25 protein-coding genes and 3 tRNA genes are annotated in these 26,413 nt (G+C 49.4%); 9 read left to right on the top strand and 19 right to left on the bottom strand.

Translation table 11 applies throughout. The annotated features are described in order from the left end of the window. Positions 1–3: 3 nt before the first annotated feature. From accC to BT105_RS08850, 10 genes are all read right to left on the bottom strand, one after another. The gene (accC, locus tag BT105_RS08895; RefSeq protein ID WP_072300392.1) at positions 4–1,356 is read right to left on the bottom strand and encodes an acetyl-CoA carboxylase biotin carboxylase subunit; all 1,353 of its coding nucleotides are present in this window, start codon (positions 1,354–1,356) and stop codon (positions 4–6) included. A gap of 22 nt (positions 1,357–1,378) precedes the next feature. Beyond that, complete coding sequence (gene fabZ, locus BT105_RS08890) at positions 1,379–1,822, bottom strand: 3-hydroxyacyl-ACP dehydratase FabZ (protein ID WP_037324149.1); 444 nt, start codon at positions 1,820–1,822, stop codon at positions 1,379–1,381. Between the two features lie 5 nt (positions 1,823–1,827). Next, complete coding sequence (locus BT105_RS08885; protein ID WP_072300391.1) at positions 1,828–2,484, bottom strand: hypothetical protein; 657 nt, start codon at positions 2,482–2,484, stop codon at positions 1,828–1,830. 3 nt (positions 2,485–2,487) lie between these two features. Beyond that, complete coding sequence (locus BT105_RS08880) at positions 2,488–3,081, bottom strand: hypothetical protein (protein WP_072300390.1); 594 nt, start codon at positions 3,079–3,081, stop codon at positions 2,488–2,490. Beyond that, positions 3,081–3,554 (bottom strand): acetyl-CoA carboxylase biotin carboxyl carrier protein, encoded by a 474-nt coding sequence (gene accB / locus BT105_RS08875; RefSeq protein WP_072300389.1) that lies wholly within the window; start codon positions 3,552–3,554, stop codon positions 3,081–3,083. The genes BT105_RS08880 and accB overlap by 1 nt, the downstream gene beginning before the upstream one ends. 12 nt (positions 3,555–3,566) lie before the next feature. After that, on the bottom strand, positions 3,567–4,823 hold the full coding sequence (gene fabF, locus BT105_RS08870) for a beta-ketoacyl-ACP synthase II (protein WP_072300388.1): 1,257 nt from the start codon (positions 4,821–4,823) through the stop codon (positions 3,567–3,569). A gap of 81 nt (positions 4,824–4,904) precedes the next feature. Further along, a complete protein-coding gene (fabG, locus tag BT105_RS08865) occupies positions 4,905–5,645 on the bottom strand; it encodes a 3-oxoacyl-[acyl-carrier-protein] reductase (protein ID WP_072300387.1) in 741 nt (246 codons plus the stop codon). Between the two features lie 99 nt (positions 5,646–5,744). Then, complete coding sequence (locus BT105_RS08860; protein ID WP_037324146.1) at positions 5,745–5,951, bottom strand: DUF4177 domain-containing protein; 207 nt, start codon at positions 5,949–5,951, stop codon at positions 5,745–5,747. Further along, a complete protein-coding gene (gene fabK, locus BT105_RS08855) occupies positions 5,948–6,898 on the bottom strand; it encodes an enoyl-[acyl-carrier-protein] reductase FabK (protein ID WP_072300386.1) in 951 nt (316 codons plus the stop codon). Before fabK ends, BT105_RS08860 begins: the two co-directional genes overlap by 4 nt. A gap of 135 nt (positions 6,899–7,033) precedes the next feature. After that, positions 7,034–8,020: a beta-ketoacyl-ACP synthase III gene (locus BT105_RS08850; RefSeq protein WP_072300385.1), complete on the bottom strand. Its 987-nt coding sequence runs from the start codon at positions 8,018–8,020 to the stop codon at positions 7,034–7,036. A gap of 284 nt (positions 8,021–8,304) precedes the next feature. Between BT105_RS08850 and fabD the strand changes: the two genes are divergently transcribed. From fabD to guaB, 7 genes are all read left to right on the top strand, one after another. Then, positions 8,305–9,213, top strand: a complete 909-nt coding sequence (gene fabD / locus BT105_RS08845) for an ACP S-malonyltransferase (RefSeq protein ID WP_072300384.1) — start codon at positions 8,305–8,307, stop codon at positions 9,211–9,213. After that, positions 9,210–10,046, top strand: coding sequence for a shikimate dehydrogenase family protein (locus BT105_RS08840; RefSeq protein ID WP_072300383.1), 837 nt, complete (start codon positions 9,210–9,212; stop codon positions 10,044–10,046). The genes fabD and BT105_RS08840 overlap by 4 nt, the downstream gene beginning before the upstream one ends. Position 10,047: 1 nt before the next feature. After that, positions 10,048–10,503, top strand: coding sequence for a GNAT family N-acetyltransferase (locus BT105_RS08835; RefSeq protein ID WP_072300382.1), 456 nt, complete (start codon positions 10,048–10,050; stop codon positions 10,501–10,503). A gap of 10 nt (positions 10,504–10,513) precedes the next feature. Beyond that, positions 10,514–11,011, top strand: coding sequence for a shikimate kinase (locus BT105_RS08830; RefSeq protein ID WP_072300381.1), 498 nt, complete (start codon positions 10,514–10,516; stop codon positions 11,009–11,011). A 6-nt stretch (positions 11,012–11,017) separates the two neighbouring features. Further along, entirely contained in the window at positions 11,018–12,187 is a 1,170-nt protein-coding gene (locus BT105_RS08825) for an amidohydrolase (protein WP_072300380.1), read from the top strand. Between the two features lies 1 nt (position 12,188). Continuing rightward, positions 12,189–13,478 carry a leucine-rich repeat protein gene (locus BT105_RS08820; RefSeq protein WP_072300379.1) on the top strand — a complete coding sequence of 430 codons (1,290 nt, stop codon included), beginning with the start codon at positions 12,189–12,191 and terminating at the stop codon, positions 13,476–13,478. 172 nt (positions 13,479–13,650) lie between these two features. Then, entirely contained in the window at positions 13,651–15,123 is a 1,473-nt protein-coding gene (guaB, locus tag BT105_RS08815; protein WP_072300378.1) for an IMP dehydrogenase, read from the top strand. Positions 15,124–15,601: 478 nt separating this feature from the next. On the opposite strand, the gene BT105_RS08810 is transcribed toward guaB, so the two are convergent. The 9 genes from BT105_RS08810 to BT105_RS08770 form a co-directional block, all read right to left on the bottom strand. Continuing rightward, positions 15,602–16,255 carry a hypothetical protein gene (locus BT105_RS08810; RefSeq protein ID WP_072300377.1) on the bottom strand — a complete coding sequence of 218 codons (654 nt, stop codon included), beginning with the start codon at positions 16,253–16,255 and terminating at the stop codon, positions 15,602–15,604. A gap of 12 nt (positions 16,256–16,267) precedes the next feature. Continuing rightward, positions 16,268–17,077, bottom strand: coding sequence for a hypothetical protein (locus BT105_RS08805; protein WP_072300376.1), 810 nt, complete (start codon positions 17,075–17,077; stop codon positions 16,268–16,270). Positions 17,078–17,237: 160 nt separating this feature from the next. Next, on the bottom strand, positions 17,238–19,058 hold the full coding sequence (gene typA, locus BT105_RS08800) for a translational GTPase TypA (protein WP_072300375.1): 1,821 nt from the start codon (positions 19,056–19,058) through the stop codon (positions 17,238–17,240). Between the two features lie 219 nt (positions 19,059–19,277). Beyond that, positions 19,278–19,363: transfer RNA gene (locus BT105_RS08795), tRNA-Tyr, on the bottom strand. Between the two features lie 38 nt (positions 19,364–19,401). Next, positions 19,402–19,477 (bottom strand) — tRNA-Thr (locus BT105_RS08790). Positions 19,478–19,550: 73 nt separating this feature from the next. Continuing rightward, a tRNA-Pro gene (locus tag BT105_RS08785) sits at positions 19,551–19,627 on the bottom strand. Between the two features lie 169 nt (positions 19,628–19,796). Continuing rightward, a complete protein-coding gene (locus BT105_RS08780; RefSeq protein WP_072300374.1) occupies positions 19,797–20,060 on the bottom strand; it encodes a hypothetical protein in 264 nt (87 codons plus the stop codon). A gap of 108 nt (positions 20,061–20,168) precedes the next feature. Further along, positions 20,169–20,894 (bottom strand): RsmE family RNA methyltransferase, encoded by a 726-nt coding sequence (locus tag BT105_RS08775; RefSeq protein ID WP_072300373.1) that lies wholly within the window; start codon positions 20,892–20,894, stop codon positions 20,169–20,171. Between the two features lie 13 nt (positions 20,895–20,907). After that, positions 20,908–22,023, bottom strand: a complete 1,116-nt coding sequence (locus tag BT105_RS08770; RefSeq protein ID WP_072300372.1) for a D-alanyl-D-alanine carboxypeptidase family protein — start codon at positions 22,021–22,023, stop codon at positions 20,908–20,910. A gap of 297 nt (positions 22,024–22,320) precedes the next feature. Here BT105_RS08770 and BT105_RS08765 point away from each other — a divergent pair, with 297 nt between their 5' ends. Together BT105_RS08765 and BT105_RS08760 are read left to right on the top strand one after the other, a co-directional pair. Then, positions 22,321–23,691, top strand: coding sequence for an ABC transporter substrate-binding protein (locus tag BT105_RS08765; RefSeq protein ID WP_072300371.1), 1,371 nt, complete (start codon positions 22,321–22,323; stop codon positions 23,689–23,691). Positions 23,692–24,106: 415 nt separating this feature from the next. Further along, positions 24,107–26,203: a glycoside hydrolase family 9 protein gene (locus BT105_RS08760; protein ID WP_072300370.1), complete on the top strand. Its 2,097-nt coding sequence runs from the start codon at positions 24,107–24,109 to the stop codon at positions 26,201–26,203. The last annotated feature ends 210 nt before the right edge of the window (positions 26,204–26,413 follow it).

Raw genomic sequence — 26,413 nt, 5'->3', positions numbered from 1 at the left:
TTCTTATTTTTTCTTTTCTTCCATATATCTTCCGAGGAAGCCTATATCATATTTACCTGCCTTGAAATCGGCATTTCTGATTATTTCAAGCTGGAAGTCGATATTTGTATCGACGCCCTCTACGATGAACTCGGAAAGCGCCCATCTCATCTTGTTTATGGCGTCCTCTCGGTCGGAGCCGTGAGCGATGAGCTTGCTTATCATCGAATCGTAGTAAGGTGTGATAGTGTAGCCCTGATATACAGCGCCGTCTATTCTGATTCCGGGACCGCCAGGCATATAGAGGGCTGTGATAGTTCCCGGTGACGGACGGAAGCCCTTGTCGGGGTTCTCGGCGTTGATACGGCACTCGATAGCGTGACCGCGCATGGTAACGTCCTCCTGCTTTATTTCAAGAGGCTTGCCGTCTGCTATCTCTATCTGAGCCTTTACAAGGTCAAAGCCTGTTACCTCCTCGGTAATAGGGTGCTCGACCTGTATTCTGGTATTCATCTCCATGAAGTAGAAGTCGCGGTTCTCGTCAACGAGAAACTCGATAGTACCTGCATTGTAGTAGCCGCACTCCTTAGCGGCTGTAACTGCCGCAGCGCCCATTTTTGCGCGAAGCTCGGGGCTTACGATAGGGCTTGGGCACTCCTCCAGCATCTTCTGGTTGCGGCGCTGCATCGAGCAGTCGCGCTCGCAGAGGTGTATATAGTTGCCGTGCTTGTCGGCGATTATCTGTATCTCCACATGGTGGGGATTTATGAGGAACTTCTCGATATAAACGGCGTCGTCGCCGAAGAAGTTCTTCGCCTCCTGCTGAGCGGCTGTCATCTGAGCTTCAAGCTCGTCGGGACTGTCAACACGGCGTATGCCGCGTCCGCCGCCGCCTGCCGAAGCCTTTACCAGCACGGGATAGCCTGCCTTGTCGGCAATTTCCTTAGCCTCTTCAAGGGACTTTACTGCGCCCTTTGAGCCCGGGATAACGGGAACTCCCGCAGCAGCCATTGTCTCCTTGGCAGCAGCCTTGTCGCCAAGCATTTCTATAGACTTATATGACGGACCGATGAAAACTATTCCGTTATCCTCGCAGAGCCTTGCGAACTCAGCGTTCTCGGAAAGGAAGCCGAAGCCGGGGTGTATGGCTTCAGCGCCCGTATTCAGCGCCGCCTGTATGATAGCGTTCATGTTAAGGTAGCTGTCCTTTGTAGCCGCAGGTCCTATGCATACAGCCTCGTCGGCTATCTGTGCATGGAGAGAATTGCGGTCGGCAGTGGAGTATACTGCCACACAGCGTATATTCAGCTCGCGGCAGGCTCTTATGATTCGTACAGCTATCTCGCCTCTGTTGGCGATAAGTACTTTTCTGAACATTTATCTTATCTCCTGTATGAGTTTATTTATTGTCAGTAATCACAAAGGTTATCTCGCAGGATACAGCCTTTTCGCCGCCTACAGAGGCAGTTGCCTTTCCTGTGCCCACAGGTCCTCTCTGACGTATCATCTCGACCTCGAGGTCGAGTACGTCACCGGGAACTACCTGTCTGCGGAACTTAGCCTTGTCGATACCGCCGAAAAGTCCCAGCTTGCCCTTGAATTCGGGCTTTGAGAGCATACAAACAGCTCCTGCCTGTGCAAGCATCTCAACCATGAGTACGCCGGGAGTTACGGGATATCCGGGGAAGTGTCCCTTGAACCAGAAGTCCTCCTCCTTGATGTACTTTCTTGCGTGTACCTTTACGCCGACTTCCATATCAACTATCTCGTCAATGAGAAGAAAAGGATCGCGGTGTGGGATTATTTCCATTATCTGTTCTTTATTCATAAGTATATCAGCCATGATAGTTACTCCTTAATATTACTAATATCGTTATCTGCAAGCATACCCATATCGTCCTCGGTTTTTATCCTGTACTTTGCAAATGGATCCTCAGGGACTACGTAATCTGCCTTCATGCCCGTGGCGTAAACGCCCTCGCTCTCTATGCCGAAGACCTCACCGTCCTTGACTATGCTCTTGTATGAGCCGATGAGCGGAACAAAATGGGGATAGCCTGTTTCGTTTCTCATCTCGCTGTCTTTCTTCTCCATAAGGAAGATAACAATGGCATTTGCAGCAACAAGAGGTATAAACGCAAGGCTTACGGGTATCAGCAGGAGAGATATCAGAAGTCCTGCTTTCCAGCTGTAAAGCTTGCGTACACCTATAAAGTATATCATAAGGATCAGGTAAACAGCTGCAACCAGTAAACAGAGCGGATACATTCCGCTTACCATGTATATCAGCGAGCCGTTCCAGAATAAGAAAGTCTTTAAACCGAGAAAGAGAAGTATGGCGTTCATTATCCATAACGCCCAGAAATCGCGGAGAAAAGCATAGCGCTTCTTCTGCATACGGAGCATGAGCCCGTTATATTCCTGAAATTCCTTATACATCTCCGCAGATGTGATATTGATGTGTGCCTCGTCGATATTGTCCTGTGTAATGTATTTCAGTTCCATAATTTATAGAAATGTTCCGTCGTGTGGGTGGTCTCTGTTTATCTTCTCCCTTATGCTGTCATAGGTTAGCTCGGAGAGATTATCCGCGTTGGTGTTTACAGTTGTGACGTTAAGTCTCGGGAATGAGGGATAGCCCAGCTCCTTTGAGAGCTCGTCCTCGGTCTTCTGGTAGTACCAGCCTGCGGCGAAATTTCCCACTGGAAAAATAAAAAAAACAAGTGATATAAGCGCGGCAGGCAATGAAACAAGACACAGCACCAGTCTGTCGCGGCAGTGCTTTACAAAGACGAACCATGTCACCAGTATCAGATAAGCAAAATATCCGACAACGCCTATGGCAAAGCGCCAGTTGAGCTCCTTTGTGCTTATGGACTCATCAATGTGAGTCTGTCCTGCAAGCAGGATGAAAACCGCAAAGAAAAGCATAACATACTGGACTATTATCCAAATATTGAATGCAGCGTGTACCTTATGGCGCTTGTTGTAGTTCTTTACAGCCTCCATATTATAAATACGGGCTTCCTGAAACTCCTCGGGAGATTTTATATTCTTTCCGCCCGAATCTATAGTCGCCTGCGTGATGTACTTGTAAGTCATTACTTTATGACCATGATAGGCTGGTCAAATTCTACTGCCTGTCCGTCGGATACGAGTATCTGCTCTACTACTCCGTCGTACTCGGACTGTATCTCGTTCATGAGCTTCATGGACTCGATTATCATGATAACATCGCCCTTCTTGACCTCGTCGCCTGTCTTTACGAAAGGCGGCTTATCAGGTGAGGGTGCAGAGTAGAATGTACCTACGATAGGTGATTTCACTATCTTGCCGCTTACCTCCTCAGCCATTGAAGCCTCGCTTGCGGAAAGTGCGCTCTCAACAGAAACAGCTGTCTGTGCGGGAGCTGCCGCAGCAACTACAGGCATAGGCATGGGAACAGCCTTCTTGCCCTTTAATGTGATAGTATTCTCGCCGCTTGAGATAGTGAGCTCTGAAAGCTCCTTTTTATTGATTATGTCAGCGAGCTTTTCTATTGTCTCAAGGTCTATCTGACCGTAAATTTTCTCCATTTAATGTCCTCCTCAGTCTTTTACCCTTTTGAAGCAGAGAGTTGCATTGTGTCCGCCGAAGCCCAGTGAATTGGACAGTGCGGCATTGACCTCCTGCTCGATATTACCGCTGCCGCAGTAATCGAGGTCGCATTCCTCGTCGGGTACCTTATATCCCACTGTTGCGTGAATGAAGCCCTCCTGTATGCTCTTTGCGCATACTACAGCCTCTACAGCGCCTGCTGCGCCGAGAAGATGTCCTGTCATGGACTTGGTAGAGCTTATCTTTACTGTCTTTGCATGGTCGCCCAGCGCTTTCTTTATAGCGGCAGTCTCGTACTTGTCGTTGAGACCTGTAGATGTGCCGTGAGCGTTGATATAATCTATATCCTCGGGCTTGAGACCAGCCTCCTCTATTGCAAGCTCCATGCCCTTTGCAGCAGCGTCGCCGCCGGGCATAGGAGATGTCATGTGATAGCCGTCGCAGGTAGCGCCGTAGCCTGCTACCTCTGCGTATATCTTAGCGCCTCTTGCCTTTGCGTGTTCGTACTCCTCAAGAACGAGGACTGCGCTGCCCTCGCCGAGAACGAAGCCGCTTCTCTCCTTGTCGAAAGGAATGGAGGCTCTTGTAAGGTCGTCGGATTTTGTGAGGGCTTTCATATTTGAGAAGCCTCCGAATGTGAACTCAACTCCCGTGGACTCGGTGCCGCCTGCAAGGCAAGCGTCAAGGTAGCCGTCCTTTATCTTACGGAAGGCTTCGCCGATAGAGTGAGTACCTGTTGCACAGGCTGTGGTGATATCGAAATTAGCTCCGCGGAAACCTGTTTTCATGGAAATGGTTCCTGCCGCCATATTGCTTATCATCATAGGAATGTAGAATGCGGACATTCTTCCTGGGCCCTTTTCAAGGTACTTGGTGTACTCGGAAAGGGTAAGGTCTATGCCGCCGATTCCCGAGCCAACAAGAACACCCACTCTGTAGGGATCAATGTCACCGAAGTTGGTGCCTGCGTCTGTAAGGGCTTCGTGAGCGGCTACTACTGCGTACTTTGTGAATTTATCCATGTGGCGTGCTTCCTTCTTGTCGAAGCAGCCCTCAACGCCGTAGTAATCCTCTTCGTTGAAGTCGCGGACGATTCCTGCTATTTTTACGCCTGTACGGCTGGTATCGAACATATCTATAAAAGATATGCCCAGCTTATTCTCCTTTATTCCCTTCCAGAATTTTTCAACTCCTGTACCCAGCGGGGTTATTGCACCCATTCCTGTGATAACAACTCTTCTGCTCATATATTTTCCTCTCTTAATTATTACAAATAGGTATTTTAGTGCGTCGGGAGCCTGCGCTCCATGGTAAGACTCTGATCGAAATTACATTGCGAGACCGCCTGAGATCTCAATGACCTGTCCCGTAACATAGGACGCATTGTCAGAAACGAGGAAGGATACTACAGAAGCTATCTCCTCAGGCTCACCGTAGCGTCTGAGAGCAACTGCATCGAGCATCTTTGCCTTCAGCTCATCGGACAGAACATCTGTCATCGGTGTGTGTATGAATCCGGGAGCTACAGCGTTGCAGGTAATGTTTCGTGAACCGAATTCCTTTGCCGTGGTCTTTGTCATGCCGATTATGGCAGCCTTTGAAGCCGAGTAGTTCATCTGACCGGGGTTTCCGTAAAGTCCTGCAACGGACGCTACGTTTACTATCCTGCCGCTTCTCTGCTTCATCATTACAGCAGTTACAAACTTTGTCATATTGAACACGCTCTTCTGGTTTACTGCGATAACAGCGTCGTATTCGTCCTCTGACATTCTCGCAAGGAGCTTATCCTTTGTGATGCCTGCGTTGTTTACAAGGGCGTCGATAGTGCCGAAGTCAGCCTTTACCTGCTTCACCATAGCCTCGCACTGGTCGAATTTTGAGACGTCAGCCGCATAGCACTCAGCCTTTACGCCGAATGCACGGCATTCCTCTGCCACTGCAAGAGCCTTTTCCTTATCTCCGTCGCTGGGATAGTGATTTATTACTACGTCGAAGCCGTCCTGTGCGAGTCTTTTTGCAATACAAGCGCCTATACCCTGAGAAGCGCCTGTAATAATTGCTGTTGCCATATTTTGTTACCTCCGTAATAAGTTTAAGTCTTTATTCTATTTTAACACATATTTACGCATGAATAAAAGTGAGAAATGTCACTTTTTCAGTGACATTTGTCACTGTTTTCCGCATTCCTCGAATATCATGTCGTATTCCTCGAGTGCGCCCTGAACTCCGATATAAACGGGAACATGACCTACATATCTGTAGCCCTGCTCTGCCATTTTGTCAATGACCTCCCGAGGTCTGAGCTCACCCTCGCGGCTCTTTATATAGAAGCTGCCGCTGAGCTTCTTCCTTGCTTTAACGTAAATGTACTTCATATCTTCAGCAATTTTTCTGCGCCGTCGTTTATTTCCTTAACGATGTCCGCGCAGGTCTTTATGTCGTTCACCATGCCCGAAATAGCGCCGCAGAGGAACGAACCGCTCTCAACGTCGCCGTCAACTACAGCTCTGCGGAGTGCGCCCACTGTGAGCTGCTCGAACTCCTCGGGTGAGAGAGTTCCCTCCTTTTCGCCTGTAGCAAGTTTCTTAGCGAACTTGGTCTTGATGTTTCTGCATGGGTGACCTGTGTAACGGCCTGTTACGATGTTGTCTGTATCCTTTGCCTTGATGACAAGGTCCTTGAATGTGGGGTGTATCTGACATTCCTCGGAAGCGAGGAAGCGTGTGCCTATCTGAACGCCCTCAGCGCCCAGCATGAAAACTGCTGCCATGCCTCTGCCGTCAGCGATACCGCCTGCTGCGATAACGGGTATCTCAACAGCGTCGACTACCTGCGGCACGAGACACATTGTTGTGTTCTCGCCGATATGTCCGCCTGACTCTGTACCCTCAGCGATAACAGCGTCAGCACCTGACTTCTCCATTCTCTTTGCAAGAGCGACTGACGGAACAACGGGCATTACCTTTATGCCTGCCTCTTTCCATGCAGCCATGTACTTGCCGGGGTTGCCTGCGCCTGTGGTGATGACCTTAACGCCCTCGTCGATACAGAGCTGGGCAAGGTCGTCGGCATTTGGGCTCATAAGCATTATATTTACGCCGAATGGCTTGTTTGTATTTTCCTTGCAGAGGCGTATCTGCTCACGAAGATAATCAATGGGAGCACTGCCGCCTGCGATAAGTCCGATACCGCCTGCATTTGATACTGCGGAAGCTAATGTGTGTTCGGCTACCCATGCCATACCGCCCTGTATTATGGGGTATTCGCAGCCGAGAAGCTCAGTGATGCGTGTTTTCATAGTAGTAGTTCTCCTTTTTCTCATATCCTTGTAGGGGACGGCGTCCCGACGTCCCGCGATCCGTTCAAAACTCACGGGCTGTCGGGGACGCCAGCCCTACATCTTAGTTCTTAGCTCTTAGTTCTTAGCTCTTAGTTCTTAGCTCTTAGTTCTTAGCTCTTAATACTCAAAAATTATTCCGCCGTAGGTAAGACCTGCTCCGAAGCCTATGAGAGCTATCTTCTGTCCGCGCTTGATAAGCCCCTTTTCTATGCCCTCGCACAGTGCAAGAGGTATTGAAGCGCTGGAAGTATTGCCGTAATGGTCGAGAGTCACGATGAACTTCTCCATAGGTGCGCCCAGCTTCTTGGCTGCGGTCTCGATTATGCGTATATTAGCCTGATGAGGTACGAACCAGTCGATATCGTCCTTGGTGACGCCTATCTTCTCTGCTGCAAGCTCGAAGGACTTAGGCAGAGCCGATACAGCGAACTTGTATACCTCTTTTCCGTTCTGCTGGAGCTTGTGGAGCGGCACATCGGGGAACGGATCCTCGAAATCGCTCTCAACAGCTACCTCGGGAGCTACTTTCAGCGACCTTGCACAGAGCAGCGAAGCTCCGCTGCCGTCCGAACAGAGTGCCGAGGAATAGAGCTTGTCGCTCTTTTCCAGTATGACTGCGGCAGCTCCGTCGCCGAAGAGTATACATGACGACCTGTCGGTAAAATCAAGGAATCTGGTCAGTGCCTCGTTGGCTACAACAAGAACGTATTTCAGCGAATCATCGGTCTCAAGAAAGCGCCTTGCAACGTCTGTGGCATAAACGAAGCCCGAACAGGCTGCGTTCATATCAAATGCCGCCGCATTGACAGCGCCTACCTCATGCTGGATAACGCTTGCCATGCTCGGAGTGAGAAAATCGGACGTAGCCGTGCATGAGATAACGAGCCCGATATCCTCGGGCTTTATGCCAGACGCCTCTATAGCCCTCAGCGAAGCCTGCTTTCCCATGTACCATGTGGGCTCCCAGCCTGCCATATGGCGCGAAGATATACCTGTTCTTGTGCGTATCCACTCGTCATCGGTTTCAACAAAACGGGTAAAATCGTCGTTTGTCATTATCTGGTCGGGCACATAGCTGCCCATTCCCAAAATGCTTATACCCATTAAAAAGCTCCTTAGAATCAACAAAATTATAAAACATGGTTGTAAAAACCAAAAATTTATGTTATAGTAGTAATGTCGGTATCCCGTTTGCAGGGGATTTCTATGAGCAGACAGAATACCACACATAATATATTGTAAATCATTTTGAGGGTTTTTGCAACGATATTTCAGCACTTTGACAAACTTAAAACAAAATATCGGCATTTCTCACAAATTTACAATAATACATAAGTGAATTTTCACTACACATTTGTGAAGAACACACAGAAAGGAAGTTTAATATTATGACAATTTCACTATTTTCAGGACAGGGCTCACAGTACGAGGGAATGGGCAAGGACATAGCAGAAGCAATGCCCGAGCTCCTCTCGGTATACGAGACAGGCTCGGAGATACTGGGCACTGACCTGAAGGAGATATGCTTCAACGCTCCTCTCGACGAATTATCGAGAACTATCAACTCTCAGCCTGCTATCATGGCTACATCTATCGTATGCCTTAAAGCTGCTCAGGCTAAGGGCTTCACATTCGACGGCGTTGCAGGTCATTCTCTCGGTGAATACGCTGCAATGTACGCTTCGGGCATGATAAGCCTCGAGGACGCTTTCCGCCTTATCAAGGCAAGAGCTGCCGCTATGGAGGAGGCTACTTCCTCTGCAAAGGGCGCTATGGCTGCTATCATGAAGATAGCTCCCGAGGAAGTTGAGAGAGTATGCGGCGAGGCTAAGGAATATGTCACAGCCGTAAACTACAACTCACCTGTTCAGACAGTTATCGCAGGCACTCCCGAGGGAATCGCTGAGGTAAGCGATATTTTCGCAGGCATGAAGGCAAGAGTTATCCCTCTCAATGTTGCAGGCGCTTTCCATTCAAAGCTCATGCAGCCTGCTGCCGATAAATTCTACGAGACAGCAAAGGCTATCGAGTTCAAGGCTCCAAATGTGAAGTATTACTCTAACCTCACAGGCGGCGAGCTCACAGACTTCTCCGATATGGCTTCCATGCTTGCAAAGCACATCGTATCACCTGTACGCTTTACTTCCGAGCTGGCAGCTATGCAGGAGGCAGGCGCCGACAAGTTCGTTGAATTCGGTCCCGGAAGAACTCTCACAGGTCTGGTAAAGAAGACTCTCAAGGACGTGACAGCAGTGAACGTTGAAGATATGGAAACACTTGAAGGAGCATTATCATGAATAAATTTGCGCTTATAGGACACCCACTGGGACACTCAATGTCCCCTCTTATCCACGAAAAGCTGTTCGCTCTCAGCGGACTTGCAGATACATCATATGAGCTTATCGATATAGCTCCCGAGGATATGGCAAACAGCCGCGGCACTCTCGAAGCTCTCCGCGGTCTCAACGTTACTATCCCCCACAAGCAGGCAGTTATCGCTCTTGTGGACGAGCTTGGCGAAAGCGCTCAGCGCTATAACTCCGTGAACTGCATCAACAACGACAATGGAAAGCTCATCGGCTACAACACCGACTGCGACGGTTTCCTCCGTTCCGCAGAGCAGCTCCCTATCGGCGGCAATGTGGCTATTTTAGGCTGCGGCGGCGTCGGCAGAATGATAGCTATCGAGGTCGCACGTCACGGCGGCAATATCACTCTCGCAGTTATCCCTCAGGACGTCAAGAACGCTCAGATACTCATGGCTGAGATACTGGCAAAGTGCAGCGGCGCTTCTGTGAGAATTGCCGATATATCCACTCTTGACGGCAGCTATGACCTGCTTATAAACGCTACTCCCGTAGGTATGTACCCCAAGGTCGACGCCTGCGCAGTAAGCGATACCATAATCGAAAACAGCGGCAGCGTATTCGACGTTATCTACAATCCCAAGGAGACTCTCCTTATGAAGAAAGCCCGTGCTTTCGGCAAGACAGCCGTAGGCGGAGCTTCAATGCTGGTATATCAGGCTGTAAAGGCTCACGAGATATGGTACGGCGGCAGCTTCAGAACTGAGGATATCGCAAAGATAATCACCGATGTCGAGAACGCTGTTGACAGCATGAACAAGTAATATGATAAGACCTGCAAAACCACAGGACGCCTCCCGTATCGCCGAGATAATCATAACCAATTACCGCGTGAACTTCTACCCCTTCTTCCGCAATGACGAGTTCTATTTTTCGGAGCTCAACGTTGTGGATATGGCGGCAGAATACTCCGAGGGCTCGGAGGAACTGCTGAATACATATGTTTACGAGGATAACGGCGTAATAAAGGGCATTATCCGTGTAAACGGCACCGAGGTGGTAAAGCTCTATGTGGAACCGCAGTTCCAGAGCGGCGGCATAGGCGCGGAGCTCCTGCAATTTGCAGTGGAGAGCTTCGGCGCGGACAACCTCTGGGCGCTGGAGTACAACTCCCGCGGCATAGCCTTTTATGAGCGTCACGGCTTTCAGCTCACAGGCGAGAAGATGATAGAGGACGAATGGGTGCCGCTGGTAAAGCTGGCGCGCAACAAGCAAGAATAAGGAGAATACTATGACTGTATTTTTATGCGGCTTTATGGGCTGCGGAAAATCTACTATAGGCAAGCTTGCGGCTAAAAAGCTCGGCTGCGGCTTCTGCGACACGGACGACCTCATCGTCCGCACTCTGGAAATGACCATTCCCGAGATATTCGAGAAAAAGGGCGAGCCCTTCTTCCGTCAGACCGAGGCTGAGATAGTCAAGTCCCTCTGCGGCAAGACTACTGTTGCTGCCTGCGGCGGCGGCGCTATGCTCAATCCCGACACAGCAAAGGCTGCAAAGGACGCAGGTGCGGCTGTCATCTTCCTCGACGTGCCCTTTGAGACCTGCTACGAGCGAATCAAGGACGACACAAACCGTCCTATCGTGGTGAAGTCCACAAAGGAGGAGCTTGAGGCTCTCTACAACTCCCGCAGGAACGTTTATCTGGCACACTCGACCATAAGACTTGAATGTAACGGCAGTCCCGTTGAAAATGCGGAGAAAATTGCCGTGATACTGAGAAAGTGAGCGGCTATGCTTATCTATAATGCTGAAATTCATACCATGGGCTCTCTTGGTGTGGTAAAGGACGGCTGGATAGATATCCAGAACGGAAAAATACGCAATATCGGCAGCGGATACCTCCCCTATGACGACAAGGACGCCATAGACGCACAGGGCGGTATGCTTCTCCCCGGATTCATCGACGCCCACAACCACCTCGGAATTATCGAGGACGGTCTGGACTTCGAGGGGGACGACTGCAACGAATCCACCGATCCATTTACTCCACAGATGAGAGCTATCGACGGTATCAACCCCTTTGACCGCTGCTTTGAGGAAGCTCGTATGCGCGGCATCACCGCGGCGGCTTCAAGCCCGGGAAGCGCCAATGCCTGCGGCGGTGAGATTGCCGCTGTAAAAACATACGGCAGGCGCATTGACGATATGCTCATAAGGAACTGCGGAATAAAATTCGCTCTGGGTGAGAACCCCAAGAACGTCTACAACGGACGTGAGGAGGCTCCCATAACACGTATGGCGATAACTGCTCTTATCCGCGAGGGACTCTACAAGGCTCGCCGCTATGCCCATGATATGGACAGCTACTACTCCGACAGCGAGAACTACGATCCCCCCGAATATGATATAAAGTGTGAGGCTCTCATGCCCCTGCTCGACCACAAGATGAAGGCTTTCTTCCACTGCCACCGCGCAGATGATATCTGCACGGCTATGCGCATTGCAAAGGAATTCAGCCTTGACGCGGTCATCATACACGGCACTGAGGGACACAAGATAGCCGACATTATTGCCGAGGAGAAGATACCCGTCATATGCGGTCCCGTTATCTGTGACCGCTGCAAGCCCGAAATGCGCGGACTTGAACTGAAAAACGCCTCTGTACTCCATGAAAACGGCGTAAAAATAGCTATCTGCACAGACCATACGGTTATCCCCATACAGTATCTCCCCCTCTCCGCACAGGCTGCGGTAAAGGGCGGACTTGACTTTGACGAGGCACTGAAAACTCTCACTATAGCCCCTGCCGAGATACTGGGCATCGACGATACCACAGGCTCTCTCAGCGTGGGTAAGGACGCGGATATACAGCTCTACAGAAGGGGCGAGAATCCCCTCGACCTCATGTCCGAGCCCGTACTCGTTATGGTAAGCGGCGAAGTATGCCGCAGGGAGGTATAAAATGAAAAGGCTGATATCCTTTGCCGCTGCTGCCGCAATGCTCTTTGCAGCAGCTCCGAAAACGCCCTCATATGCCGCTGAAACTCCTGCCGGCGCAAGCTGTGTAGTATACAAGGTAGAAAAAGACCACATAAGCATTGACGGCATAGGGAAAGATTTCCGTAACGGCGACCTTGTCATTCCCGAAAAGATCGACGGGCTGCCTGTTACCTGTATCCGCGAGAATACGTTTTTTCACTGTGAAGGTCTCAAGACCTGCGTTATTCCCGACAGTGTGGAAAAAATAGGCAATCGGGCTTTCTTCGATTGTCCCGATCTGGTCAGCGTAACTATCGGCAACGGGGCTTCTGAGATAGACAGTCTTTCATTCTCCGCCTGCCCCGAACTGACAAGCGTAACTATCGGCAAAGGCGCTGCAAATATCAGCGAATACGCTTTTTCTGCCTGCCCCAAGCTCAGCTCGTTCACCGTCAGCAAGGATAATCAGAGCTATTCTTCGGTGAACTCCTGCCTGTGCAGCAAGAACGGCGATACCCTCATAAAATATGCAGGAGGCAGCAATGCTGCTGTGCCTGACAAGGTAAAAACTATCGGCGCAAGCGCTTTTTTTGAGAGACAGGATATAACCTCGGTATCTATCCCGAAAACTGTCACAGCTATTGAAAAAAGCGCATTTATGGGCTGCCTGTACCTGAAATCAGTGGAGCTCCCCGATTCGGTAAAGTCTCTCGGCGAAAGCTGTTTTATGAGCTGCAACTCACTTTCAAAGGTGCGCCTCAGCTCCTCTCTGAAAGCTATTCCCGACAGCTGCTTCCATTCATGCACAGCTCTCAATAACATAGTTATCCCCGATAATATCACATCTATCGGAAATGAGGCTTTTTACAGCTGCGCTTCGCTCAGTGGCATAAAAATACCCAAGACCGTGACCTCCATAGGAGATAATGCCATCGGTATACGATATGACACAAGAAGCTCCTCCTATGACAGTATCCCCGACTTTGTCATCAAGGGCGAAAAGGGCTCTGCCGCGGAGAAGTATGCTTCGGAAAACGGTATTATCTTCGGCACAAGAGTGCTTCAGAAGGGCGACGTAACAGGCGACGGCGTTATCGACGCAGTTGACGCCTCTGCGGTGCTGTCTGAGTACGCACTAACCTCCACCGACAAGCCGTCGTCTTTCAATGTTGAACAGGTCATCGCTGCCGATTACGACAACAACACAGCTGTAAATGCAGTGGACGCTTCGCTGATTCTCGCAAAATATGCAGAAAACGCCGTAAAGCACTGACAATGCCGCTTTAACACTGAATTACTTTAATATAACAAACTGCTTTTTCGCCAAAAAGCGACCTTTTTTGAAAACAAAATTCTATGTGCAGCAAGCCGCTGAAACTATTGACATGAGCCGCAAAAAATAGTATTATTAAAGTTAATATTACAATTGCAAGGAGGAATTTTTTATGCTGACCGACATGAACAGCAAATTTCAGAAGGAAGGTCTTACCTTCGACGATGTGCTGCTTATACCCGCTGAATCAAATGTTACGCCCAACATGATACAGATCGGTACTCAGCTCACAAAAACCGTTCGCCTCAATACACCTATCATGACAGCCGCTATGGACACAGTTACCGATTCCCGTATGGCTATCGCCATTGCCCGTGAAGGCGGTATCGGTATTATCCACAAGAATATGTCCATCGAGCAGCAGGCTGAAGAGGTGGATAAGGTAAAGAGAAGTGAGAACGGCGTTATCGTGAACCCATTCTCCCTCACCGAAGACCATATCGTTGCAGATGCGGATGAGCTTATGGGCAAGTACAAGATCTCAGGCGTTCCGATAGTTGACGGAAACGGCAAGCTCGTTGGTATCATCACCAACAGAGATATGCGCTTCCTCACAGACTTCAACGCTAAGATCTCAGAGGTAATGACTAAGGACAACCTTATCACTGCTCCTGTTGGTACTACTCTCGCTCAGGCTCAGGAGATCCTCCGTGCACACAAGATTGAAAAGCTCCCTCTCGTTGACGAGGCTGGTATCCTCAAGGGACTTATCACTATAAAGGATATCGAGAAATCAGTTCAGTATCCTAACTCCGCCCGTGACAGCAAGGGCAGACTTCTCTGCGGCGCTGCTATCGGCGTAACAGCTAACGTTCTCGAAAGAGCAAAGGCTCTTATCGACGCTCAGGCTGACGTACTTGTTCTTGACTCTGCTCACGGTCACAGCGCAAACATCATCAAGTGCCTGAAAATGGTCAAGGAAGCATATCCCGATATCCCTGTTATCGCAGGAAATATCGCTACAGCAGAGGCTGCCGAGGCTCTTATCGCAGCAGGCGCTGACTGCTTAAAGGTAGGTATCGGTCCCGGCTCTATCTGTACTACCCGTGTAGTTGCAGGTATCGGTGTTCCTCAGATAACCGCTGTTTATGATGTTGCCTGTGTAGCTCAGAAATACGGTATCCCCGTTATCGCTGACGGCGGTATCAAGTACTCGGGCGATATCGTAAAGGCTCTTGCAGCAGGCGCAAACGTAGTTATGCTCGGCTCGCTCCTTGCAGGCTGTGCAGAAGCTCCCGGCGAAACTGAGATATATCAGGGACGTCAGTTCAAGGTATACAGAGGCATGGGCAGCCTCGGCGCTATGGCAAACGGCTCTAAAGACAGATATTTCCAGGAGGGCGCTAAGAAGCTCGTTCCTGAGGGCGTTGAAGGCCGTGTGCCTTTCAAGGGACCTGTTGCAGATACTATCTTCCAGCTGGTCGGCGGTATCCGTTCGGGTATGGGATACTGCGGCTGTGTAGATATCCCCACACTCCACGAAAAGGCTAAGTTCATACGTATCACAGGCGCAGGACTTAAAGAGAGCCACCCACATGATATCTACATCACAAAGGAAGCTCCAAACTATTCAACACAGATATAAGCAGCGTGACGCTGCAAAAAAGGCGGACATAAAGTCCGCCTTTTTTTTGTAGGGGACGCCGCCCTCGGCGTCCCGATATAATGGTCTGTAGGGGCGGATAATATCCGCCCGATAAGGGACGCCCTCTCTTGCAGGGCCCCCTAATCGGGTCCGTCCCCTCTGTCGCGTTGCGACATCTCCCCACCCCGTGGGGAGTCACCCTCTCCCGAAAACAATTCACTGGATTGTTTTCGGGATTCACCCTTGCGGTGCGCTTCGTAACTGCGGGGCTTTGCCCCACACCCCACCAGAGGCGCTGCCTCTGACCTTACCGGTACGTCCCCTCTGTCCTACGGACATCTCCCCATTTTATGGGGAGTCACTCCGCCTAAGGAACACGTCCCTTAGGAATCCCGTTCATACTCTCAGCCAGTAAATTTATAGTGGATATCTCTACTTACTAATCACTAAAAAAGGACGGCTATGCCGTCCTTTTGCTTTAGAATATTATATATGGCTTGCCGTCTATAGTATAGACCGCAACTTCCAATTCGTTCATGCCCTTTTCTTTGAGCCTTGCTGCGATAGAAAGCTGTCCGCCGTCGCCCTTGTCGTAAAGGCAGTTCACTTTGAACACCTTTTTGCTCGTGGGCTTCAAGTCGGGAGCCGCCTTTGCAAGCAGTGAATCATAGTAATTAAAGGCATCTTCGCCTGTCATGCTGTCATCAATAGTCACAGCCGTGAATTTGAAATCGCTTCCGATAACGGAATCCTTGATAAAGTCATACTGAACATTCAGATAATCCGCTGATGTCGAGCTGTCAAGCTTCATTTTCAGAACGTCGGGCTGTACGCTTTTTTCAAGATACTCAACGCTCTTTTCCGACATCGCATAGTAGAATTCAGCTACCTTTACAGCCTCTTCATCTTCGGCAAAGTTGGAACGGAAGGTTATAAATACAGGCACCTCAGAGCTTTCAGGCTTGAGCTCCTTCTCGGCATAGTCCGAATAATCGCCGTCGGGAGCACTTACCCCTGCCATATTATGTCCGTGGTCGTGTTCATCTTCTTTTTTATCGGCACAGCCTGCCGCAGAAACAGCTACCAGCGCTGCCGCAAGGAAAGCCGCAGCCTTTCTGATATATCCTTTCATTTATGCGTCACCTCAGCCAAATGTATAATATTTGCCGTCCTTGACAGCAAAGACTATCTCGTATTCCGCAACAAGCATCTGCTCTTTTCCGTAGGGATCCTCAGCCATTACATAGAAGCAGGCGTCGATGAGTTCTTCGCTCTCCTCCCTGACCTGACTTAAATAATCCTTTTCAAATACCTCGTTAAGGGACGAGAAATAGTTCTCGATATTATCCTTGCCCTCCTCATATACGGGAGCCTCTTCCAGCTTTATCCGGGTTATCCTGTAGTCGCCCTTCATCTTGTCTGCAAGCGATGAGCACTGCTTTGAAAACGAGGTCTTAAGGTCGTAATTGTAGTTATTCTTAAGAAAGCTTTCCATTTCCGTGATATAGCTCGGGAAGACGCAGCGGCTGTATGTGGCATAATCAGCCGACGGAAAGGAGGTGAAGTACTTTTCAAGTGTGAGCATGAGCTCTGCGGGGAATACGGTCTCATCGTAATACAGCTTCACTCCGCTGCTGCTCACGCGGTACGTGCCGAGTCCCGAATCCTCTGCTCCCTCCTCGGGAGAGATTATGTCCTTGCCCACACTGCCAAGCACCAACGTAGCGTCTGTTAGCTCCGCAGCCTGTATATGGTCGTTTATCTTTGCCTGATAGGCTTCGCTGTCGTAATTATCGCCTGATATATCAGCTCCGCCCACAGGGGGCTCTGTTGTGGTCTCAACAGGAGTTTCCGCATAAATCGGCATATTGTCATCTTTATTTTTTCCGCAGCCTGCAAGGCACTGAAGTCCTGCTGCGGCAAGAATAAGCGCTATGACTCTTTTCTTATCCATGAATATTATCCTCTCGTTTTGTCGTAAACGGCTACCTGATCTATTTCTCCTGCCTTATCCCTTGAAAAATACTTTTTTCGGGAGCAATGACAGCGATTTTTACTATCATAGCTCCCAAATCTGCAAACTGTATGGTTTAAATGTGTTTGTTTGATGAAATTTACTTCTTGCTTCTGTCCTTAGCTCTCTGAGTATTGCTGAGAGTTCTCTTTCTGATTCTGAGAGACTCCGGAGTTACCTCGAGAAGCTCGTCGTCAGCAAGGAATTCAAGACAGTCCTCAAGGCTGAGAACTCTTGGCGGTACAAGACGGAGTGCGTCGTCGCTTCCGCTTGCACGGGTATTTGTAAGGTGCTTCTTCTTGCAGACATTTACTACAAGGTCTTCTGTCTTGGGCGAAGCTCCTACTATCATGCCCTCATATACGGGAGTACCTGCTGTGATAAAGAGCTGCCCGCGCTCCTGAGCGTTGTAAAGACCGTAGGTAACAGCCTCGCCTGTCTCGAATGAAACGAGGGAGCCTGTGTTTCTGCGCTCGATATCGCCCTTGTAAGGCTGATAGCCGTCGAATACGTGGCTCATGATACCCTCGCCCTTTGTATCTGTGAGGAACTCGCTCTTATAGCCGAAAAGTCCTCTTGCAGGGATAAGGAACTCGATACGCATACGTGTGCCCTGTGGGTGCATATCCACCATATCGCCCTTACGTGCGCCTATCTTCTCCATTACGGAGCCGACGCAGTCCTCGGGAACGTCGATAACAAGGCGCTCGATAGGCTCAAGCTTTCTGCCGTTCTCGTCGGTCTTGAAGAGTACTCTTGGTGTGGAAACGCCCAGCTCATAGCCCTCGCGGCGCATATTCTCGATAAGGATAGACAGGTGCATTTCTCCTCTTCCTGCTACGCGGAATGCGTCTGTTGAGTCTGTCTCCTCAACGCGGAGAGAAACGTCCTTTAAGAGCTCCTTGAAGAGTCTCTCGCGGAGCTGACGTGATGTAACGAACTTACCCTCGCGTCCTGCAAATGGGCTGTCGTTTACAGAGAATGTCATCTCAACGGTAGGCTCGCTTATCTTTACGAATGGGAGCGGATCGGGAGCGTCTGTTGCACAGATAGTATCGCCGATAGTGATGTTCTCGATACCCGATATCCATACGATATCGCCCATCTGAGCCTCCTGAACGGGAACACGGTTGAGTCCCTGTATCTGGAGAAGTGAAACTATCTTGGCGTTGTAGTTCTTCTTTGAGCCTGTGTAATCACAGACAGTTACCTGCTGGTTTACGGCTATCTTGCCTCTTACGATACGACCAATGCCGATACGTCCGACGTACTCGTTGTAGTCGATAGAGGAGATGAGCATCTGGAGAGGATCGTTCTCCTCGCCCTTCGGAGGCTCGATGTAGTTGATGATAGTATCGAAAAGAGGCTTCAGGTCTGTACCTGCCTCATACTGGCTGAGTGAAGCTGTACCGCTTCTGCCCGAGCAGAAAAGGAGGGGGCTTTCAAGCTGTTCCTCGTTTGCGTCAAGGTCAAGGAGAAGCTCCAGCACCTCGTCGCCTATCTCGTCGAGACGGGCGTCGGGACGGTCTATCTTGTTTACGACTACGATTATCTTGTGTCCCATTTCCAGAGCCTTTGAGAGCACGAAACGTGTCTGGGGCATAGGACCTTCTGCTGCATCAACAAGGAGAAGAACGCCGTCGACCATTTCCAGTACACGCTCAACTTCGCCGCCGAAGTCAGCATGGCCGGGGGTGTCGATGATGTTTATCTTTGTTCCGTTGTACATAACTGAGGTATTCTTCGCAAGGATAGTGATACCTCTCTCCCTCTCGATGTCGTTTGAGTCCATTACACGCTCTGCAACAGCCTGATTCTCACGGAAAACGCCGCCCTGCTTTAACATTTCGTCAACGAGAGTGGTCTTGCCATGGTCAACGTGAGCGATAATGGCAATGTTTCTTAAATCTTCTCTTATCATATTTTCTTTCCTCCAGATAGTCTTTGACTTTCTTGTGTTTATATATGTAAACGGCTCATGCCGATTTGTCCCTACATTATATATACTTTTCTGAACATAGAGCCTGTATTTCCGTGCAAATCCTCTTTTTTTCCGGGCATAAAAAAGCCCTTGCAGTGGATTTGCAAGGTTTACGGCGAATGAAACAAAAACAGCCCCGAAATTTTTTCGGGGCGTTTCTGGTGGGAGAGGATGGATTCGGACCATCGAAGCTGAAAAGCAACAGATTTACAGTCTGCCCCCTTTGGCCACTCGGGAACTCTCCCAGTTAAGAGTTGTTGTATTTTGTCTCAGGACAAAATAATGGAGCTGGTGGACGGACTCGAACCCCCGACCTGCTGATTACAAATCAGCTGCTCTACCAACTGAGCTACACCAGCGTTTAACGCTTAATTATTATATCATAATTTGCTGTGCTTGTCAAGTACTTTTTTGAATTTTTTCAAAAAAATCTGGTCGAGGCGACAGGACTTGAACCTGCGGCATCTTGCTCCCAAAGCAAGCACTCTACCAAACTGAGTTACGCCTCGTTAATACAGTCTGTGACAGACAGCTTTTATATTATATCAGAGCAAAATGTCATTGTCAAGTGCAAATCATGCATTTTGTAGGATTTCACAATAATATCGACCGCTTTTGTCGTTTTTTGCGAAAAGCAGATAAAATAAAAAGGGAGCCGCAGCTCCCTTATAAAGATCATTAGTCCTTGATATCGTCTGCGATTTCTTCAGCAGCGTCCTTGACATCCTCAACAACGTCCTCTGCCTTTTCCTTTATCTCATCAGCAGCGTCCTCGCTGATCTCAAAGTCGATGCTTTCATCAGTATCGAAATTGTCGAAATCATCGTAATCGTCGTCATCATAATCTGAATCCGAACCCTTGTCCTTGAGAGCCTGTGCTGCGACATATCCAACGGCAGCTGCTGCGCCAGCAGCTAAAATAGCAACTAAAAACTTATTCATTTTATTTTCCTCTTTTCTCCGCAAGAATTAGAACTTACCGAACCGCTTGCGATCGGATTACGATAATCTATAAATATTATATCATACTCTTTCTGAAATTTCAACTCTTTACATATTATTTGTTAAAAACATCAAAATTGAAAGGGCTGTTATTGGTGCTGTTTCACAACGCAGTATCCTCTTGCCCAGCCAGACCTGTTTTGCTCCCGCGTTTACGGTCATTTCAGCCTCTTCCCTGTCGAAGCCGCCCTCGCTTCCGATGAATAGTCCCACGGTCTCAGCTCCCGAAAAATCGACGTTTCCGAAGGAACAGCCGCCCTCCTCCTCATAGAGGAGCACTGTCCTATCCAGCTGTTTCATCATCTCAACGGCTTCTTTGAGGCTCACCATAGGCGTTACCTCAGGTATCATGCCTCTGCCCGACTGCTTTGCCGCTTCCTCTGCTATCTTATTGAGACGGGGCAGCTTTTTCTTCTCAAAGTCCTTCTCGTCGGGACGGGATATGCAGCGCCTTGTGAGCACGGGCACTATCCGCGATACGCCCAGCTCCACGCTTTTCTGTATAATGTACTCCAGCTTGTCCAGCTTCGGGACAGCCTGAAACAGCGTCACATTGATATTGGGCTCGGCGGCGCAGCGGTGCTTCTCAACAAGGTCGAGATACACGCTGTCTGCGGTAATACTGCCGATAGTACAACAGTAGTCCACGCCGTTGCAGCAGACCGTCACCTCCTCGCCCACTCTCATGCGGAGGGAGCGTCCGATGTGGTTGGCGTCGCTGCCTGTCAGGACGATATTGTTCTCATCTATCTCATTGGTAAAGAATCTTGGCATATTCCTCAGCCTTTCATTCTGATTTATATTCGGACTTGACGCCCAGATATTCCTCGAGGCACTGTCCGCTCTTGTGGAGCTTCGTCGCCAGCTTTGAGCCTACGTATCTGATGTGCCACGGCTCGTACTTGTAGCCCGTGTATGACTCCTTGCCCTGCGGATAGCGGATTATGAAGCCGTACTCATGGGCGTGCTCCGCCAGCCATGAAGCCTCCTGAGTATAGCCGAAAGCGTCGTCTATGGTATTTACGTCGATACACAGTCCTGTCTGGTGCTCGGAGTACCCCGGACGTGCGGAATAGGTATCAGCCGCCTCCTTGCCGTCCTCTTTTACGTAGTTATCGTAGATTATCTCCTGATCGTGGTAGGAGCGGTAGCCCGATGCCAGATAAATACTAAGCCCTTCCTTGGCTGCTGCGCCGGAAAGGGCTTGAAACTGGGAATAACAGATAGTTTCAAGCCCGGGTGCGAATGTGGCGGGCAGACTGTAGGACTTGTTTGCTATCAATACCCCTTCAATATAAGTAAGCCCCTCTGTATCGTATACAGGGGGCTCTGGAGCCTCAGCCTTGTTTGACTGAGGCGTTGATGTATCAGTTTCTTCGCCGCGGACAGTTACCTTTATCATAACTTCCTGCTTCGGATCAGCCGCCGATCTGAGAGTTACGTAGCATACTCCGGGAGAGATGCCCTTGATATGTCCGTAGTTGTCAACGCTTGCAATGCTCGGATCGCCTGTTGACCAGCGCTCGTCAGCTTCGTACGTGCCCTCGGGATAAGCCTGTACCATAGGTGTATCCTGCTCGCCGACCTCGATGTAAACGCTTGTCTTGTCAAGCTTGAAGTCGCTCTTGTTCACAGGATCTGCAACTGTTGTAGTAGTAGCAGTTGTAGTTATGGCAGGATCCGTGGTGGTAGCCTGAGTGGTTATTGTAGTTGCAGATGTCACCTTGCTTGACTTGTCCTTCTTGTCGCTCTTTGAGCAGCCCTTTGCAATGAGGATTATGAACAGAAGTACAAGAAATGCTATTATGAAAAGTGCTGCAAGACGTCTGTTTCTCAGTGTCTTGCGTGATACTCTTTTACGGGGACGATGTGATTCGTATCTATCATATCTGTTGTTGTCCATATTGATAAAGCCCTTTCTATGATTTTCGGCAGGTTATGATACTGCCTGTTAAATACCTTATTTAATATTATATCACAGTAAAAATGAAATGTCACGTAATTTTGTGTCGATTCCGTATTTTTTGAACACTTTGACAAGTAACGCACATCGTTTTTGGCGTTTTTCCACAAAGGAGCGGAATTTTGGTTACAAAGCGGTTAAAATCCTGCCGTCCTTGACACGCCCGAATGAAACGAGTATAATAATATATGCTCATACTGTACATTCAGCTGTACGGTATGTGAAAGGAGTAATTCTATGTCAGATTTCAAAAGGATAGTTGCTGCTTTTTTAGCTGTGGGAACGGTTTTCTCCGCAGCTTCATGCAGCAAAAAAAATACAAAGACATCGTCGGAGAAAGCCAACGATTCTGCTGTGACAACGCAGAAAAAGAGCGATGATTCCGAGCCTGTCACCGCACCGGGCAGCATGGATATCGTTTGGCTGTCTGATTATGACCTCAACCCCGAGGGCGGTCAGCGCTCGTCGGCACTTTCCATATTCGAGGACGTTTACGGCGGCAGCATACAGTTCGTATCTGTTTCGCCCGAAGAAAAGTTCACAAAGCTCGACCAGATGATAAAGTCAGGCGACGAGGTGGATATGTTCCCATACGATATGAGCGTATTCCCCGAGGGCGTTCTCAAGGACAGATTCCAGCCCCTCGATCCCTATTTCAGCGAAATGGGCGTTGACGAGGGAATGTGGGAGGATATGTCCGCTGTTATCGACAAGTTCGCATACAAGGGCAAGCACTACGTTATGCCTTTCTCAGTCTCCGAGCCTCAGCTCATAACCTACAGCAGAAAGCTCATGAAAGACGGCGGCATGGACGATCCCTACACCCTGTACAAGGACGGCAAATGGGACTGGAACTCATTCAACAATATGATAAACAAGTTCTCCGAGAGCGAGGATTCTCTGCACCATTTCGGCATAAGCGGCTTCTGCGGCAGGGCAATGCTGGCTTCAAGCGGCAAGACCGTTGTGGGCTTTGACGGTGAGAAATTCACCAACAACATCAAGGACGGCGAAATAGCCAAGGCAGAGGGCATTATGCGCGATCTCCAGTCACGCTGGCTGTACAACAAGGACCTAAAGGGCGAATTCCTCACGGATATGAGCACCCTGTTCTATGCTTCAAGCGACCTTACACTGGCTACCTCAAACAGAATAAATCCCGAAGCAGACCTTATGATAGTTCCTTTCCCCAAGTCTCCCGACGCGGACAAGTACTACATCGCCTGCGATTACGATGCAAGAATGCTGGTAAAGGGCTCCAAAAAGGGCAAGGCTGTTGCTACATATCTCAAATGCGAGAGACTGGCGGCTTCTGACGAGAAGTTCATGGCTAAGAAAAAGGAACAGGCTCTCAAGACCATGACCGAGGAGCAGTACAACGCATTGCAGGAGTACATCAGCTCCGCAAAGGCAAACCCTGTTGTTGACCTCGGCTACGGTATGGGCGAGAAAATGCTGAAAAACGGCGACTGCAACTTTGATACACGCGGTGCAATGGACAATATCACCTCAGCTCTGTTAGAGGGCGGCGCTCCCGTGGGCTCATGGGAGGAGCTCCGCGACAGAATGTCCCCTGTCATCGACGAGGAGATAAAGAAGTATAATTAGAACTAAGAAATTAGTGATTAGTGTAGGGGATGCCTTTGGCAGTCCGTCAATTACGTTGTAAATAACATGAAATAATTGTAGGGGGCGATGCCCACATCGCCCCGTGTGGATATTTCTTTTTTATCGGGCTGATGCAGGCATCAGCCCCTACATACCATATGTAACAATATTTCGGGACGTCGAGGACGCCCTCACCTACAATAGCTAAAGGCTAAACAAGGACGGTATAACCGTCCTTTTTCGTTTTCCGATAGTAAAATATAACAAATCCCCTGCAAGGTTTTTGATACATTCTCCAAAGTTTACCCTCATTGTGCAAATGTACACAAAACGTTCACAAAAACTCATCCTAATATGTTATAATGTTAGTATAGAAGCTATGCTTCTGTGACAAAACATGAGAGGGGTTTTTACAATGAAGAATTTAGTCAAGCTTTCTAAAAAGCTTACCGCTGCCGCCGCATCGGCAGTTATGGCGCTGACTTCAACAGCGTTCATACAGCCCGTTACATCAGCAGCAGCGGATAACAACTACTATAAAGCACTTGCAATGTCGCTCTATATGTACGACGCAAATGCTTGCGGAAGCGGTATCACCGACGGTCCGCTCACATGGCGCGGAGACTGCCATACCTACGACGCAGAGGCGTCCGTGGGAGATTTAGGCGGCTCCGAAAAGTCCATAGTCGATCCCGACGGCGACGGTAAAGTTGATGTTTCGGGCGGCTTCCACGACGCAGGCGACCACATAAAGTTCAACCTCACTATCGGCTTCGGTATCAACAGTCTGGCGCTTTCGGACTACCTCAACCCTGATGTATACGAAAAAGCAGGCTGCAAGGACCACCTTATATATGAGCTGAAATGGGGCGCAGACTACCTTATGAAGACGACTTTCCTCGACAGCTCGGGCAATGTAGCTGCTGTAGCTCACGTTGTCGCAAACGGCGGCGAGGATCACGCTATATGGTCATCTCCTGAGGCACAGACCTATAAGAGACCTATCTACTGGCTGACGGCAGGCAAGAACAACTCCGCAGTATGCTGCGAAATGGCGGCAGGTCTGGCAGGTACGGCTTACGTATTAAAGGACACTGAACCCGATTACGCCGATAAGTGTATCAAGTACGCTAAGGCACTCCTTGCTTTCGGTCAGAAGAACGTGGGCAACGAGGGCGGCGGACTGGCGGATTTCTACGGCACCGAGGCTCAGTATCAGGACGAAGAGGCTATGGCTCAGGCTTGGCTGTGGCTCTGTAAGGCAGGCGACAAGCCCACCCGCGTCCCCAAGAACAAGGACTACGGCAACAGCCAGTATGACGGCTGGGTTTACTGCTGGAACAAGGTTTGGCAGGGCTACTCGGCTCTGATGTACAAGGCTACAGGCGAGCAGGCTTTCGCAGACGAGCTCAAGGTAGAGCTTGAAAGTCAGGGCGACCTCAAGGTAGGCACCTACAATGCCGACGGCTGGGGAGCTTCACGTTACAACTGCGCCAAGCAGATGGACGCTATAGCTCTTGCAAACGGCGACAAGGACGCTGACTACGCAAAGGCTGCAAAATATCAGATGGATCATATCCTCGGCGACAACAGTCTGGGCTACAGCTTCCTGCTGGGCTACGGCGACAAGTGGCCTGTACATATCCACCACCGCGCAGCTAACCCGGGCAGCGACGCAAACGGCGCTTCATCAAATCCTTCCGCTAAGTACACAGCTTACGGTCTCCTCGTAGGCGGCGACGACAAGAGCGGATATCAGGATCAGACCGACAAATACCAGTACACCGAGGGTGCGCTGGACTACAACGGCTGCTTCGCTATCGCCTGCGCAGGTATCGCTAATCTTTACGGCGGCGACGCAACAGCTATGCCTGCACTTGCCAAAAAGGCAGACGAAATAAACGAGAACTTCAAGTTCGGCAGCAGCTCGTCAGTTGTTACTACCGAGACTACCACCACTGTTACCACAACATCGGTTGATAACGGAAAAACAACTACGACTACCACATATCTTGACGCCTCCGACTTTGAGATGAGCCTTGACCGTCAGAAAATATCCGTGGGCGATAAGGCTGTCCTCACATTTACAAAGGGCGCAAATCTTATCCAGTTCGGAAATCTGAGCTATGACGACGACGTTATCTCACTGACCAAGAAGACCGACAGCACATACGAGATAGTCGGACTGAAGGAAGGCAGCGCAAGAATAGTATTTGTCGCTCCTACAGGTCAGTCAAAGGCAGTATCCCTCACCGTAGGCGCAGGAATAGTGTACGGTGACGCCAACTGCGACGACCTTGTTGACCTTTCGGACGTAGTTCTTATTATGCAGTCTCTTGCCAACCCAAATAAATACGGCTTGAACGGCACAGACAAGAGCCACATCACAGAATCAGGTCTTGCAAATGCAAATGTAAATCAGCAGGGCGGCGTTACAGGTGAGGACGCCCTCTATATTCAGAAGTATCTGCTGAAGCTCATATCCGAGCTGCCGATACCTGTCATAGGATAAAGATATAACTCAACACCTCCTTAGAGCCCGTGCGGAGCTTGCTCTGCACGGGCTGTTTTTGTCCACCTGTTGCACAACAATTTCATCGTGATTGTGCACAATATCTATCGCTCCTGATTGCACACTATGCTGAAAATATAGGCAAACAGTATGATTTAACCGTATTGTAATATTTTAGTTACTGATTTGTAACCAAATTTCATACCAAAA

Origin of the sequence: Ruminococcus flavefaciens (genome assembly GCF_900119075.1) — a bacterium.
Classification (GTDB): domain Bacteria; phylum Bacillota; class Clostridia; order Oscillospirales; family Ruminococcaceae; genus Ruminococcus; species Ruminococcus flavefaciens_Q.
The sequence above is the reverse complement of the archived record's forward strand: the minus strand, read 5'-3'. Positions and strand labels throughout refer to the sequence as shown.